This window comes from Labrys methylaminiphilus subsp. lupini (assembly GCF_051161885.1).
In the GTDB taxonomy this organism is placed as follows: domain Bacteria; phylum Pseudomonadota; class Alphaproteobacteria; order Rhizobiales; family Labraceae; genus Labrys.
Genome location: NZ_JBMDIH010000001.1, coordinates 3,908,506 through 3,921,959 on the forward strand (window position 1 = coordinate 3,908,506; position 13,454 = coordinate 3,921,959).

12 protein-coding genes are annotated in these 13,454 nt (G+C 63.9%); 6 read left to right on the forward strand and 6 right to left on the reverse strand.

What is annotated here, in order from left to right:
• Positions 1 to 36: 36 nt before the first annotated feature.
• Positions 37 to 405 (reverse strand): hypothetical protein, encoded by a 369-nt coding sequence (locus tag ACN6KF_RS18480; protein WP_434958248.1) that lies wholly within the window; start codon positions 403 to 405, stop codon positions 37 to 39.
• Positions 406 to 675: 270 nt separating this feature from the next.
• Complete coding sequence (locus ACN6KF_RS18485) at positions 676 to 2,019, reverse strand: polyhydroxyalkanoate depolymerase (RefSeq protein WP_434958249.1); 1,344 nt, start codon at positions 2,017 to 2,019, stop codon at positions 676 to 678.
• Between the two features lie 199 nt (positions 2,020 to 2,218).
• Between ACN6KF_RS18485 and ACN6KF_RS18490 the strand changes: the two genes are divergently transcribed.
• The 3 genes from ACN6KF_RS18490 to ACN6KF_RS18500 all read left to right on the forward strand — a co-directional run bounded on the left by ACN6KF_RS18490 (position 2,219) and on the right by ACN6KF_RS18500 (position 4,850).
• On the forward strand, positions 2,219 to 3,118 hold the full coding sequence (locus tag ACN6KF_RS18490) for a sugar phosphate isomerase/epimerase family protein (protein WP_434958250.1): 900 nt from the start codon (positions 2,219 to 2,221) through the stop codon (positions 3,116 to 3,118).
• Between the two features lie 317 nt (positions 3,119 to 3,435).
• Positions 3,436 to 4,317: a beta-keto acid cleavage family enzyme gene (locus ACN6KF_RS18495; RefSeq protein ID WP_434958251.1), complete on the forward strand. Its 882-nt coding sequence runs from the start codon at positions 3,436 to 3,438 to the stop codon at positions 4,315 to 4,317.
• Positions 4,314 to 4,850, forward strand: a complete 537-nt coding sequence (locus ACN6KF_RS18500; protein WP_434958252.1) for a thioesterase family protein — start codon at positions 4,314 to 4,316, stop codon at positions 4,848 to 4,850. Before ACN6KF_RS18495 ends, ACN6KF_RS18500 begins: the two co-directional genes overlap by 4 nt.
• Before the next feature lie 347 nt (positions 4,851 to 5,197).
• On the opposite strand, the gene ACN6KF_RS18505 is transcribed toward ACN6KF_RS18500, so the two are convergent.
• Positions 5,198 to 5,752, reverse strand: a complete 555-nt coding sequence (locus ACN6KF_RS18505) for a c-type cytochrome (protein ID WP_434958253.1) — start codon at positions 5,750 to 5,752, stop codon at positions 5,198 to 5,200.
• 435 nt (positions 5,753 to 6,187) lie between these two features.
• Between ACN6KF_RS18505 and ACN6KF_RS18510 the strand changes: the two genes are divergently transcribed.
• Together ACN6KF_RS18510 and ACN6KF_RS18515 are read left to right on the forward strand one after the other, a co-directional pair.
• A complete protein-coding gene (locus ACN6KF_RS18510; protein ID WP_434958254.1) occupies positions 6,188 to 6,922 on the forward strand; it encodes a 3-deoxy-manno-octulosonate cytidylyltransferase in 735 nt (244 codons plus the stop codon).
• 4 nt (positions 6,923 to 6,926) lie between these two features.
• On the forward strand, positions 6,927 to 7,790 hold the full coding sequence (locus tag ACN6KF_RS18515; RefSeq protein ID WP_434958255.1) for a prephenate dehydratase: 864 nt from the start codon (positions 6,927 to 6,929) through the stop codon (positions 7,788 to 7,790).
• Positions 7,791 to 7,875: 85 nt separating this feature from the next.
• On the opposite strand, the gene nudC is transcribed toward ACN6KF_RS18515, so the two are convergent.
• From nudC to pyc, 3 genes are all read right to left on the reverse strand, one after another.
• Positions 7,876 to 8,832: an NAD(+) diphosphatase gene (nudC, locus tag ACN6KF_RS18520; protein ID WP_434958256.1), complete on the reverse strand. Its 957-nt coding sequence runs from the start codon at positions 8,830 to 8,832 to the stop codon at positions 7,876 to 7,878.
• A 23-nt stretch (positions 8,833 to 8,855) separates the two neighbouring features.
• On the reverse strand, positions 8,856 to 9,272 hold the full coding sequence (locus ACN6KF_RS18525) for an HIT family protein (protein WP_434958257.1): 417 nt from the start codon (positions 9,270 to 9,272) through the stop codon (positions 8,856 to 8,858).
• Between the two features lie 106 nt (positions 9,273 to 9,378).
• Positions 9,379 to 12,858, reverse strand: coding sequence for a pyruvate carboxylase (gene pyc, locus ACN6KF_RS18530; RefSeq protein ID WP_434958258.1), 3,480 nt, complete (start codon positions 12,856 to 12,858; stop codon positions 9,379 to 9,381).
• Positions 12,859 to 13,047: 189 nt separating this feature from the next.
• On the opposite strand from pyc, the gene ACN6KF_RS18535 reads away from it, so the two are divergent.
• A complete protein-coding gene (locus ACN6KF_RS18535; protein ID WP_434958259.1) occupies positions 13,048 to 13,452 on the forward strand; it encodes a hypothetical protein in 405 nt (134 codons plus the stop codon).
• Positions 13,453 to 13,454 lie beyond the last annotated feature (2 nt).

Consider the following 13,454-nt stretch of genomic DNA (forward strand, 5'->3'; position numbering starts at 1 on the left):
AACCCGGCGGGTCGGCGCGATAGCCAGCTGCCAGCCTCACCATCGGCCACGGGAATATTTCATCAGGCAGACATGCTTGGCGTATTTGCTGGGCGCGATGACGACTGGCGGCGTGCTGCCGTAGGCCTTCCCAGTTTCGATGTCCGGATCGTCCTTATAGAAGCCGCTCTTATAGCTCGTGGTGCAATCACCGAATTTGTTGCAAACCTCGAGCTTGGTACAGATGATCGCCTCGCTCTGCTCGTAAATGTAATAGGTCGCCTCGGAATAGGGCGGGCGCGGATAATTTTCGGTGCGGATGGTTACCTGCCCCGCGTCCCTGCCGAAATCCTGTGCGGCGGCGGCCGGAATGCCACCAGCAAGGCAAGACGAGACCATCAAAACAAAGCCCGTCAGATTGCGCATGGACCACCCGCCTCCCTTTTTGATCCTTCCAGCCCTATGGCCTTGGCGGACAGCCGTCAACGGACTGGTACACCGGCACGAAGCCCCAGAGGTGGGAAAGCGAAGACGATGCTCGAACACGTTCCGGGCAAGCGCAGAAACAGGTGTTCATAGGCACCAGCCCTGTGGACGGAATTCCGGATACCTTACCCTCCCCTGGAGGGGTGGGTAAGGTCAGCGCCTGTGCACGAGGACGTTCGCACTCGCTGGCAATCTTGTGCGGTGATGCGATCAGACCGAGACCGGCCTCACCGGGCCCTTGCCGCGCTTGGAATCCAGCGGAATCGGATCGTTGGCACCGCCCGGGCTCGGCTTGTGCGGCGCCAGATTGGAGCGGATGAAGTCGGAAATGCGCGGAGCGATCTCGGAGCGGAAGCGCGAGCCGTTGAAGACGCCATAGTGCCCGACGTTCATCTGGGTGTAGTGGGCGCGCTTGTCGGCCGGCAGGTTCACGCACAGGCCATGCGCCGCATGGGTCTGGCCGTGGCCAGTGATGTCGTCGTTCTCACCCTCGATGGTGAAGAGCGCGGTGTTGCGGATGGCGCCCGGATCCACCGGCTTGCCGCGATGGGTCATCTCGCCCTTGGCCAAGGCATATTTGATGAACACGGTATCGACCGTCTGCAGATAGAACTCCGCCGTCAGGTCCATCACCGAGAGATATTCGTCATAGAATTCGCGATGCTTCTGGGCGCTGTCGCCGTCGCCGCGCACCAGATCGAAATAGAGCGTCTTGTGGGCGTCGAAATGGCGGCTGAGATTCATGGTCATGAAGCCGGTCAGCTGCAGGAAGCCGGGATAGACGTCGCGCATGAAGCCGGCATTGGGGAACGGCACCTTGGTGATGACGTTCGAACGGAACCAATCGACGCCCTTCTCCACGGCGACGTCGTTGACCTTGGTCGGCGAGAGGCGGGTGTCGATCGGGCCGCCCATCAGCGTCATGGTCAGCGGCGCATAGGGGTCGTTCTCCGCTTCCATGCGGGAAACGGCGGCCATCACCGGTACCGAAGGCTGGCAGACGCCGATCACATGGGTGTCGGGGCCGAGCACATGCAGCATCGAGATGACATAGTCGATATAATCGTCGAGATCGAAACGCCCCTCCGACACCGGCACCAGCCGGGCATCGATCCAATCGGTGATGTAGACCTCGTGATTGGGCAGGAAGGCCTCGACCGTGCCGCGCAGCAGCGTGGCGTAATGGCCCGACATCGGCGCCACGATCAGGAGTTTGGGATCCGGACGGCGATTGCCGCGGATGGCGCGGGAAAAACGCAGGAGATTGCAGAAGGGCCGCCGCCAGACGACTTCCTCATGCACGGCCACGCGCTCGCCGCCCACCAGCACGTCCTTGATGTCGAAGGCCGGCTTGCCGTAGCGGCGCGTCACGCGCTCGAAGACCTCGCAGGCTGCCGCAACCGACTTGCCCCAGGTGGTCATAGAAAAAGGATTGCCCGGATTTTCAAAAAACGCCCGGGTCGCGTCGGAAAAAGCTCTAGTCGGGCCCAGCGCCGCATGCGTCGCTTCGTAGATGGTGTAGACGGGCGCGGAAATCGCGCCCAACCCCATCATGCCCCTAAGTTCTTCAAACATAGCACCACCAAACTACAGGATTGCAGGTCCGTCGCCGAATGCTCGTCACGGATTTGTCATAGCAGCATTATTGCGACGCAACAAATATTCCGGAGTGTAAAAGCGATATCGTCAACAATCTGATACCGGCAGCGATCAGGAAGCCTATGCTGCTTCGACACCATCAAGGGAGACTGAAATGCCCACCCAGCCTGCTGTCGGCCTGACCTCGCGCGAGGGCCAGCCGGATCTGTCCGGCCTCGCCGCCACGCTGGACGAGGTTGCCGATCTCGGTCTCGCTTTTGTCGAGCTGCCGGCCTACCACTACGACCTCGTGCTGGCCGGGCGCCCGATCGGCTCGCGCGTCGCCGAATTCGAAGCCATATGCCGCGACCGTCCTTTCGGCTTCACCGTGCACGGCCCGCTGCCGATCAACTTCATGGCACCGCCCGCGCTGCTGCCGCGCTTCCTGGACACGACCAAGGCTTTCATCGAGATCGCGGCCCGCATCGGCGCGCCGCATCTGGTCATCCATGCCGGCATGATGCAGGCCGACGAGCGCCACGACGCCGAGAATGCGGCTGCCCGCCAGCGCGACTACCTCCATCGTGCCGGCGAGGCGGCGGCCGCACACAAGGTCGTGCTATGCGTCGAAAACCTGTTCGATTTCGGCCCCTATGCGGCGACGCCCAGCATTGCGCGCCTGGCCGAGGAACTCGCCCTGATCGACCACCCGCATGTCCGGGCCACCTTCGATTTCAGCCATGGCTACATCCATGCCAGCCAATATGGTTATGACTTTCTGGAGGAGGCCAAGGCGCTGGCCCCCTTCGCCAAGCACCTCCATTTGCACGATTCCTTCGGCCAGCCCGACCTGCCCTGGGTTTATGACAGCGCCGAGGCCAATGCCTTCGGCCTGGGCGACCTGCATCTGCCGCTGGGCTGGGGCAGCCTGCCCTGGGACGCTCTCGCCGAGCAGTGCAGCTTCCCCGCCGACGTCATCGCCATCCACGAACTCAATGAGCGTTTCTGGCGAGACCGGCGCGAGGCGCTCGACAATGCGCGGGGGTTTCTGGGACAAATTCGCACTGCGGGATAGGCTCCCCGGGACCGTTCTCGTCCCGCCTATCCTGGAAGCATTACGTTTGTCGGACAGGAAAGGCGGACGAGACGTCCGCGGTCCCAGCGTTGGCGTCTCTTGCGCAAACCTTGGCGGCGTCGCGCAGGAAGCGGTGCGGGTGGGATCGCGGACAACAGCCACATTGAGCGGCGCTCTATGTGGCGGCGACGTCCGCTCTTGGAACTCCCGTGCAAGCAGGCAAAGCGCCCCTGTCGCATTCTGCATCGTGCCTGTCGCGACAGGTCACGTCCGTAAACGGGGCTGGCCTAACATCCCCGCGACAGGGAGGAAGCACCGTGAATACCGACGTCATCATATCCTGCGCGATCACCGGGGCCGGCGACACCGTCGGCAAGCACCCGGCCATTCCGGTCACGCCCAAGCAGATCGCCGACTCGGCCATCGAGGCGGCCGAGGCGGGCGCCGCCATCGCCCATCTGCATGTCCGCGATGTCGACACCGGCAAGGCCGGCCGCAAGCTCGAACATTATCGCGAGGCCGTCCAGCGCATCCGCGATTCGGGCGTGGATGTGGTGATCAACCTCACCGCCGGCATGGGCGGCGACTTCTTCTTCGACCCCGCCAATCCGCGCACCGGGGGCGCGGGCACCGACATCGCCAATGCGGCCGAGCGCGTCGCCCATGTCGAGGAACTGAGGCCCGAGATCTGCACGCTGGATTGCGGATCGGTGAATTTCAGCGACGGCCTGTTCATGGCCACCGGCGAGACCTTGCGCGAGATGGCCGAGCGCATCCAGGCCGTCGGGGTAAAGCCCGAGATCGAGTGCTTCGAACTCGGCCATATCTGGCAGGCCAAGGATCTGATCAAGCGCGGCCTGATCGACGCGCCGCCGATGTTCCAGCTCTGCCTCGGCATCCCCTGGGGCGCGGAGGCCACCACCGAGACCATGGTCGCCATGCGCAACCATCTGCCGCCGGGCGCCAATTGGGCCGCCTTCGCCATCGGCCGCATGCAGATGCCCTTCGTGGCCCAGTCCATGCTGCTGGGCGGCAATGTCCGCGTCGGCCTGGAAGACAATATCTGGCTCGACCGCGGCGTACATGCGACCAACCAGTCGCTCACCACCCGCGCCAAGGAAGTGATCGAGCGTCTGGGCGGGCGGGCGCTCACGCCAGCGGAAGCGCGCGACAAGCTCGGCCTGAAGAAGCAGAAATGAGCCGGGTCACTACCCCTAACGAGGGCAAGCCCTTTGCGGGCTGGGATTGGGCCAAGCCGATCCCGGCCCCGCTGGCCCTGCACCGCACGCCGGTGGTCGAGGCGTGGACCGACTATAACGACCACATGACGGAGAGCGCCTTCCTCTTGGTGTTCGGGGATTCCTCGGATGTCTTCTTCCGCATGATCGGCGTCGACGAGGCCTATCGCGCCGCGGGTTCCTCGATCTACACCATGGAAACCCGCATCCATAATCGGCGCGAGGCCCATATCGGCGATCCGCTGGCACTGACGCTCCAACTCATCGACCACGACGCCAAGCGCCTGCACGTCTTCCATGCCATGACCAACGAGGCTGATGGAGCAGTGCTCGCCACCGCCGAGCAGATCCTGGTGCATGTCGACATGCAGGCCGGGCGTTCCTCCCCCTTCCCGCCAGAGATCGCCGAGCGCATCGCGGCGATCGCCGGGGCCCACGCAGACCTGCCGGTGCCTCCGACGGTAGGCGTGCCGCTCGGGATCAGGCGGCGATAGGGGCGCAGCTCTCGCGATACCATCCCCCTATGGCATAACAGCCTTCTCCAGGAAGTGGGGAAGTCCGCCACATCTTCGAAACGAAGATGTGGCTGTTCATTGCGAAGCAATGACGGATGGGGTGTGGCGGGCAGTGCGCCATGCATGACGCGATGGCGGGACGGGCCGCGCAAGCTTACTTGGGACATAGCGCTGCCCGCCACACCCGACCCGACTTCGTCGGGCCACCCTCCCCACTTCGTGGAGAGGGCTTGTCGCGCCTTATTCGGAAAAGTTGCAGATCACGCGACAGCAAAAAGCCGGGCGATGAGCCCGGCTTTGGCAGATTCTGGCAAGAGCGCCGCTGCTTACTTCGGCAGATCGATCGGCTTTTCGCTCTTCGAATTGAGATAGGCCAGGATGTCGGCGCGGTCCTGCGGCTTGGGCAGACCGGCGAAGGACATCTTGGTGCCCTTGGCGAAAGCCTGCGGGCTCTTGATGAAGTGATAGAAATCGTCGGGCGTCCAGGTCTCGCCCTTGTCGTGCAGCGCCTTGATGGCATCGGAATAGGCGAAGTCCGTCTTGTGGCCCTTCGGCCCGCCGATCACACCGAACAGGTTCGGACCCACGCCGTTCTTGCCGGTCTGGTCGTCGGTATGGCAGGCAGCGCACTTCTTGAAGATGGCGGCGCCCTTCTCGACCGAGGCCTTGGCGACCAGCTCGGCCAGCGGCGGATCCTGGGAGGCAGCAGGCGCCTCGGCAGTGGTGGCCGGCGCGGCGTCGGTGAGCTCATAGCCCGCCTTCTCCGGTTTTTCCTGCTTGAAGATTTCCTCGGCGACAATGCCCAGACCCAAGGTCAGCATCAGCGTGCCCAGGACTGCGCCGGCAATCTTGTTCAGTTCAAACGATGACGACGAACTCATCCCCGGCTCCGACTCGAGATAGACTTAGCGAAATAGACGCGACCAAAGGCAAAAGATGCCCCCGCACCTGATTGCCCCAAACACAAACTCCGGCAGCCACTCTGTCAAGCGGCAAACCGCATGGGACCCTCTATCCGGTTTGACCCGTAGTTTGCAACTCGTATAAATCGCGCGCGCTTGCTACTTTTCGCCGCCCCGCTCCGGAAGCGGCCGTTCAGAGGCTGTTGTGAACCATGGATAGGATTTTGACGTGAGCGATTTTGTTCGAGGTGAAGGAGTTCGAGGACGCAAGCCTTGCGGCTTGCTACGTCTGCCACAGGCAAAGCCCGTGGCTGGAACGACGCACTCGTCGAGCAAAAGCGACACTGCAGGTGGCCAGCCTTGACCTCATCAAAACCCTATCCATGGTTCACAACGGCCTCTAGGTGAATTTCCTTGTCTCATCCCCTCATCCTGATTCCCGCTCGCATGGCCTCGACCCGCCTGCCGGGCAAGCCACTCGCCCCGATCGCAGGGGAAGCGATGATCGTGCATGTCTGGCGCCGGGCGTGCGAATCGCGCCTGGGCCGGGCGGTGGTGGCGACGGATACGGCCGAGGTCGCCGACGCCGTGCGTGCCGCAGGCGGCGAAGCAGTGATGACGCGGCCCGACCACCCCACCGGCTCGGATCGCATCTACGAGGCTTTGAGCGCTATCGACCCCGAGGGCCGGCACGACACCATCATCAATGTCCAGGGCGACCTGCCGACCATCGAGCCGGAATCGATCCGCGCCGTGTTCGGGCCGCTTGCCAACGAGGCTGTGGATATCGCCACCCTCGCCGCCGTGATCACGCGCGAGGAGGAGAAGACCAATTCCAGCGTGGTGAAGGTGGTGGGCACGCCGATCGAGCCCGGCGTGTTGCGGGCGCTCTATTTTACCCGCGCCACCGCCCCCTGGGGCGAGGGCGACCTCTATCACCATATCGGCCTCTACGCCTATCGCCGCGCCGCGCTGGAGCGCTTCGTCACGCTGCCACCGGCACCGTTGGAGCAGCGCGAGCGCCTCGAGCAATTGCGGGCGCTGGAAGCGGGAATGCGCATCGATGTTGCGATCGTTCCCGCCGTGCCGCTAGGTGTCGATACACAGGAAGATCTCGAACGCGCCCGCGCGATTCTCGAAAGACATTAAACTGATGACCGAGTCCAAACTGAAAGTTTCGTTCCAGGGCGAGCCTGGTGCCAATTCTCATATCGCCTGCATCAACGTCTATCCCGACGCCGAACCCTTGCCCTGCCCGACCTTCGAGGACGCCTTCAATGCGGTGTCTTCCGGCGAGGCGGAGCTTGCCATGATCCCGATCGAGAATTCGGTGGCGGGGCGCGTCGCCGACATCCATCATCTCTTGCCGACCTCGGACCTGCATATCATCGGCGAATATTTCCTGCCGATCCACCATCAGCTCATGGCGGTCCCGGGCGCGAGCCTCGACACCATCCGCACGGTCCACAGCCATCCCCAGGCCCTCGGCCAATGCCGCATCACCATGCGCGGCCTCGGCCTCACGCCGGTGACCGAGAGCGACACCGCCGGCGCCGCCCGGCTGGTGCGCGACTGGCAGGATCCGAGCAAATCAGCCCTCGCTTCCACGCTGGCAGCGGAAATCTATGGCCTCGAGGTCCTCAAGCCCGACGTCGAGGACGAGCCCTACAACACCACCCGCTTCGTGGTGCTGTCGCGCGAGCCGGATTGGGTGCCCATGGGCAAGGGGCCGACGGTGACGTCGCTGATCTTCACGGTACGCAACCTGCCGGCCGCGCTCTACAAGGCGATGGGCGGCTTTGCCACCAACGGCATCAACATGACCAAGCTGGAAAGCTACATGGTCGGCGGGCATTTCTCCGCCACCCAGTTCTATGCCGAGGTCGACGGCCATCCCGAGGAGAAGAACCTCAAGCGCGCTTTGGAAGAACTCGGCTTCTTCTCGACCAAGATGCGCATCTTCGGCGTGTTCCCGGCCGATCCGGCCCGCGACGACCACGCGCCACCGGCGGAGTGAACGGAGCGCGGACATCCTGTCCGCCTCTTGCTCTCCATCACGCGCAGCGCTTCCAAGAGGCGGACAGGATGTCCGCGCTCCAACCTCACGGCACCACCGCGCCGCCCTTCTCCGCGAATTCCTTCAGGAGGTGATGGGCGATCGCCATCGGCCTGGGCGCACTGAAGCCCAGAGGATGCTCGTCGATCAGCATCTGGACCACCTCTTCGCGCGTAAACCAGCGCGCATCCTCGAGTTCCTTGATGTCGACATTGATGTCGCGGCCGACCGCCCGGGCAAAGCAGCCCACCATCAGGGAGGAGGGGAAGGGCCAGGGTTGCGAGGCGAAATAGCGCACATGCGAGCAGGCGATGCCCGATTCCTCCAGGACCTCGCGCCGCACGGCATCCTCGATGGTCTCGCCGGGCTCCAGGAAGCCAGCCAGCGCCGAATACATCTTTTCCGGAAAGCGGGTCTGGCGACCCATCAGGCAGCGATCGCCATCGATAGCCAGCATGATCACCACCGGATCGACGCGGGGAAAGTGCTGGGTGCTGCAATTGGCACAGTCGCGCCGCCAGCCACTGGACGTGATCCGGGTCTCCTGGCCGCAATTGGCACAGAAACGATGACGCTGGTGCCAGTCCAGCACTTCCTTGGCCGTGGACAGCTCGCCGAGAATGCCCGGCGCCACCAGGCCCCGCATGGCAAGGGAGCGCAGGTCCATCGCCTCGACATCCGTGCGCCAGGCGAGTTCGTCGGCCAGCCCCTTGTCGAAAGCCTGTGCGAACACGGCACTGCCATCGGACTGCAGGCCGAGGAAGACAATTTGCCGGCTATCTTTGAAAGATTCGATCTCCTCGCGATCGAACAGAGCCTCATGGGCGCCGTCGCGAATGCGCAGAAGCGGGATGTCGCCCGAGAAGGCAAAGAACCGGCATGAGGAATGGGCCAGCTTGTCCGCGATGAAGGCTTCGTCCTCGCGCTGACCCGAGGCGCGATCGAGTGGATTGACCGAATAGGCGATGGCGGCGGAACGATCGAACAGAGTATGCAGTGTCATGGCAAATTTTTCCGGCAAGATCTTCATGAAATCGACAGTAGCCTGCGAAGCTGGCTAATCAAATCGGCGGCGACAGCTTCCGCATAAGGCCGTGCAGGCACCTGCCCCCAGACGGGTTTCGGCCAGGCGGGGTCGCCCTTGAAACGGGCGATGACGTGGATATGAAGCTGCGGCACCATATTGCCAAGGGCGGCGACATTGAGCTTGTCGCAGCCCGTGAGAGCCTTCAGCGCCTGAGAGACCGCGGCGATCTCCTGCATCAGCACGGTTCTATCAGCCTCGTCGAGCTCGATGATCTCGCTGATATCGGGATGTTTGGGGATGAGGAGAAGCCAGGGGAAGCTGGCATCGTTCAACAGGCGCAGATGCGACAGGGCAAGGTCGCCGATGGCGATCGAATCGCCTGCAAGCTGGGGATGGAGGGTGAAGGCGGGGGACATGGGCTTTCCGGGTGCGCGGACGTCTCGTCCGCTCTTCCTAACCCGCAAATGCGCCGGTTCCAAGGGTCGGCGGAAAGAGCGGGCTGGAAGCCCGCGCACCCGGAAGTTATCCCATCACCATCAAGAGGTCCTTGGCGTCGATCTGGGCGCCGGGCGAGACCAGAACTTCGGCGATCTTGCCGTCCTGGGGAGCATGCAGCGCGGTCTCCATCTTCATCGCCTCGATGGTCAAGAGCACGTCGCCCGCTTTGACCGCCTGCCCCGCCTTCACCGCCACGGTGGAGATGGCGCCCGGCATCGGTGCGGCGATATGGGCCTCGTTGCCGTCCTCCGCCTTGCGGCGCGCCTTGACGCTGCCGGCAGCCAGGCGGTTGGGCACCTTGATGATACGCGGCTGGCCGTTGAGCTCGAAGAAGACTCGAACCTGCCCTTCCTCGTCGGTCTCGCCCATCGTCTGCAGGCGGATCACCAGGGCCTTGCCGCGCTCGATTTCGATGGTGAGTTCGTCGCCCGGCGCCATGCCGTAGAAATAGGTCGCGGTCGGCAGCACCGAAACGGGCCCGTATTTGCGGGCGGTGACGGCATAGTCGGTGAAGACCTTGGGATACATCAGATAGGAGGAGATCTCGTTGCCCTCCACGGCGCGGCCGATCTTCTTCTCCACCTCCGCCTTCAACGCCGGAATGTCGGCCGGCGGCAGCAGCGAGCCGGGGCGCACGGTGATCGGCGCTGCATCCTTGAGGATCTTCTTCTGCAGGGCGGAAGGCCAGCCGCCCTCGGGCTGGCCGAGATCGCCGTGCATCATCTCGACGACGGAGGCCGGGAAGGCGACCTCGCGGGCGGGATCGGCGACATCCTCCGGGGTGAGGCCCTGCGCCACCATCATCAGCGCCATGTCGCCGACCACCTTGGAAGACGGCGTCACCTTGACGATGTCGCCGAACAGATCGTTGGCGGCGCGATAGGCTTTGGCCACCTCGTGCCAGCGCGTCTCCAGGCCGAGGGAGCGCGCCTGCTCCTTGAGATTGGTGAACTGGCCGCCCGGCATCTCGTGCAGATAGACCTCCGACGCACCGGCCTTCAGGTCACTCTCGAAGGCGGTGTATTGCGTACGCACCGCCTCCCAATAGAAGGAGATCTGGCGGATCGCCTCCGGATCGAGGCCGGGATCGCGCTCGGAATGCCTGAGCGCCTCGACGATGGAGCCGAGGCAGGCCTGGGACGTCGTGCCAGACATCGCATCCATGGCGGCATCGACCGCATCGACACCAGCCTCGATCGCCGCCAGCACGGTGGCGCCGGCAATGCCCGAAGTGTCATGGGTGTGCAGGTGGATCGGCAGGCCGATCTCCTGCTTGAGTTCGCTCACCAGCTTGCGGGCCTGGGCCGGCTTGAGCAGACCCGCCATGTCCTTGATCGCCAGGATATGGCAGCCGGCCTTTTCAAGCTCGCGCGCCATGCGGACGTAATAGGCCAGGTCGTATTTCGAGCGCGAGGCGTCGAAAAGGTCGGCCGTATAGCAGATAGCGCCCTCGGCCAGCTTGCCGGCCTCCAGCACGGCGTCAATAGACACCCGCATATTCTCGACCCAGTTCAGGCAGTCGAAGATGCGGAAGAGGTCCATGCCGGCATCGGCTGCCTGCTTGACGAAGAGCCGTACGACATTGTCGGGATAATTGGTGTAGCCGACGCCATTGGCCCCGCGCAGCAGCATCTGGGTGAGGATGTTGGGCGCGCGTTCGCGGATCAAAGCGAGACGCTCCCAGGGATCCTCGGTGAGGAAGCGCATAGCGACGTCGAAGGTGGCACCGCCCCAGCATTCGAGCGAAAGCAGCTGCGGCAGGCCGGCGGCATAGGCCGAGGCGACGCCGGCGATGTCGTAGGTGCGCATGCGCGTGGCCAGCAGCGACTGATGGGCGTCGCGCATGGTGGTGTCGGTGACGAGGACGCGCTTTTCCTCCTTCATCCAGCTCGCGAACTTCTCCGGGCCCAGCGTGTCGAGCAGCTGCCTGGTGCCGGAGGCAGGCCTCACCTTGAATTCGGGCGCATGCGGCGTGCGCGCCTCGGCGGGCGGCCGCGCTCGGCCGCGCGCCTCGGGATGGCCGTTGACGGTGACGTCAGCGATATAGGTCAGGAGCTTGGTGGCGCGGTCGCGGCGCTTGGCGAACTGGAACAGCTCGGGCGTCTCGTCGATGAAGCGCGTGGTGTACTGGTTGGAGCGGAACTTCTCGTGCGCCAGCACCGCCTCCAGGAAGGGCAGGTTGGTGGCGACGCCCCGGATACGGTATTCGCGCAAGGCGCGGGTCATGCGGGCGATGGCTTCCTGCGGGGTGGAGGCCCAGGCCGTGACCTTTTCGAGCAGCGGATCGTACCAGCGTGTCACCACCGCGCCGGAATAGGCGGTGCCGCCGTCGATGCGGATGCCGAAGCCCATGGCACCGCGATAGGCGGTGATGCGGCCATAGTCCGGGATGAAGTTGTTCTCGGGATTCTCCGTGGTCAGCCGGCACTGCAGCGCATGGCCGCGCATGAAGATGTCGTCCTGGGCGGGAATGCCGGTCTCCAGCTCGCCATCGGCACCGATGACGCCGATGCGCCCGCCCTCGGCGATGCGGATCTGGGCCTTGACGATGTCGAGATCGGTGACGACCTCGGTGACGGTGTGCTCGACCTGGACGCGCGGATTGACCTCGATGAAATAGAACTTGCCGGTATCGGCATCCATCAGGAACTCGACGGTGCCGGCGCCGGCATAATCGGTGCCGCGCCCGATCTTGAGCGCCGATTCGCACAGGCCCTGGCGCGTCTCCTCGTCGAGATAGGGCGCGGGCGCGCGCTCGATCACCTTCTGGTTGCGGCGCTGGATCGAGCAGTCACGCTCGAACAGATGCACCAGCGTGCCGTTGCCGTCACCGAGGATCTGCACCTCGACATGGCGGGCGCGGCGCACCAGCTTTTCCAGATAGACCTCGTCCTTGCCGAAGGCAGCCTTGGCCTCGCGCTTGGCGGTGAAGACGGCATCGAGCAGCTTGTCCTCGCTCTCGATCGGGCGCATGCCACGCCCGCCGCCACCCCAGGAGGCCTTGAGCATCACAGGATAGCCCACAGCCTGCGCCGCCGCCTTGATCGCTTCGGGATCGTCGGGAAGCGGGTCGGTCGCCGGCATCACCGGCACGCCGACCGAAATGGCGAGGTTGCGCGCATCGACCTTGTTGCCGAGCGTGCGCAGGGTCTTGGGGCTGGGACCGATGAAGACGATGCCGGCGGCGGCGCAGGCTTCGGCGAATTCCGGGCTCTCCGACAGCAGGCCGTAGCCGGGATGGATCGCATCGGCCCTGGCTTCCTTGGCGACGCGGATCACCTCGTCGATGGAGAGATAGGCCTCCACCGGTCCCAGATTCCTTTCAGACCCCTTGCCCTTGCCGATCTGGTAGGCTTCATCAGCCTTGAAGCGGTGCAGCGAAAGTTTGTCCTCCTCCGCATAGACGGCAATGGTGGAGATGCCGAGTTCCGTGGCGGCCCGAAACACGCGGATGGCGATCTCGGAACGATTGGCGACGAGCAGGCGGCGGAAGGACGGTCGCATGAGCACTCGCGGTCTGGAGGGGAGTTGGGAATTTATGTTGCAATGCGAAGAGTGATGCACATTCTTTCCCACATCGGCAAATCCTACTCGCTCCACCAGCGATGAAATGTCGACGTTCGCCGTTTTGTTCGCTTATTTGTTCACAAGGACGAACGAGCCTGCCCTTCGTTCGTGATGGAGCAAACGTCGATGGCCTACTTGACCCCATGGCGCGGCATCAGGATCGACGCGACACCCCAGGGGGAAGCTCCCATCGCCATCAGGCAGGCCTGGATCGGCCTGACCCTGCCGCTGTTGGAAACGGCGCCGTCGGAGCCGGAGACGATGATCGTCGAAATCGGGTTTCGCAATCCGGCCGGCGTCCTCAGCCTGCTGAAGCAGCGTTTGGGCTTCAAGCCGCCGACGGCAATTTGGCAGGCCTATTCAGTGCAGGCCGCAAGCGCCTTGCGCCTGCTCGATAACCATTCCCCGCAAGCCGCTCGATGGTGGCAAAGAAATACGCCCTGGCTGTTCGAGCCGGCCCAGGTCCTGGCGTTCAACGCGGATTGTTGCGAACTGGTCTTTGTGGACAGGCTCCCCGCCAACGAGCCGTGACG

What these genes read in the sequence shown, in the direction of transcription:
- ACN6KF_RS18525 (WP_434958257.1), bottom strand. Translation starts at nt 9,272, where the DNA reads ATGTCCCCCGCCTTCACCCTCCATCCCCAGCTTGCAGGCGATTCGATC.
- ACN6KF_RS18500 (WP_434958252.1), top strand. Translation starts at nt 4,314, where the DNA reads ATGAGCCGGGTCACTACCCCTAACGAGGGCAAGCCCTTTGCGGGCTGG.
- ACN6KF_RS18535 (WP_434958259.1), top strand. Translation starts at nt 13,048, where the DNA reads ATGGCCTACTTGACCCCATGGCGCGGCATCAGGATCGACGCGACACCC.
- ACN6KF_RS18485 (WP_434958249.1), bottom strand. Translation starts at nt 2,019, where the DNA reads ATGATGGGGTTGGGCGCGATTTCCGCGCCCGTCTACACCATCTACGAA.
- ACN6KF_RS18490 (WP_434958250.1), top strand. Translation starts at nt 2,219, where the DNA reads ATGCCCACCCAGCCTGCTGTCGGCCTGACCTCGCGCGAGGGCCAGCCG.
- ACN6KF_RS18515 (WP_434958255.1), top strand. Translation starts at nt 6,927, where the DNA reads ATGACCGAGTCCAAACTGAAAGTTTCGTTCCAGGGCGAGCCTGGTGCC.
- ACN6KF_RS18505 (WP_434958253.1), bottom strand. Translation starts at nt 5,752, where the DNA reads ATGAGTTCGTCGTCATCGTTTGAACTGAACAAGATTGCCGGCGCAGTC.
- ACN6KF_RS18480 (WP_434958248.1), bottom strand. Translation starts at nt 405, where the DNA reads ATGCGCAATCTGACGGGCTTTGTTTTGATGGTCTCGTCTTGCCTTGCT.
- nudC (WP_434958256.1), bottom strand. Translation starts at nt 8,832, where the DNA reads ATGACACTGCATACTCTGTTCGATCGTTCCGCCGCCATCGCCTATTCG.
- pyc (WP_434958258.1), bottom strand. Translation starts at nt 12,858, where the DNA reads ATGCGACCGTCCTTCCGCCGCCTGCTCGTCGCCAATCGTTCCGAGATC.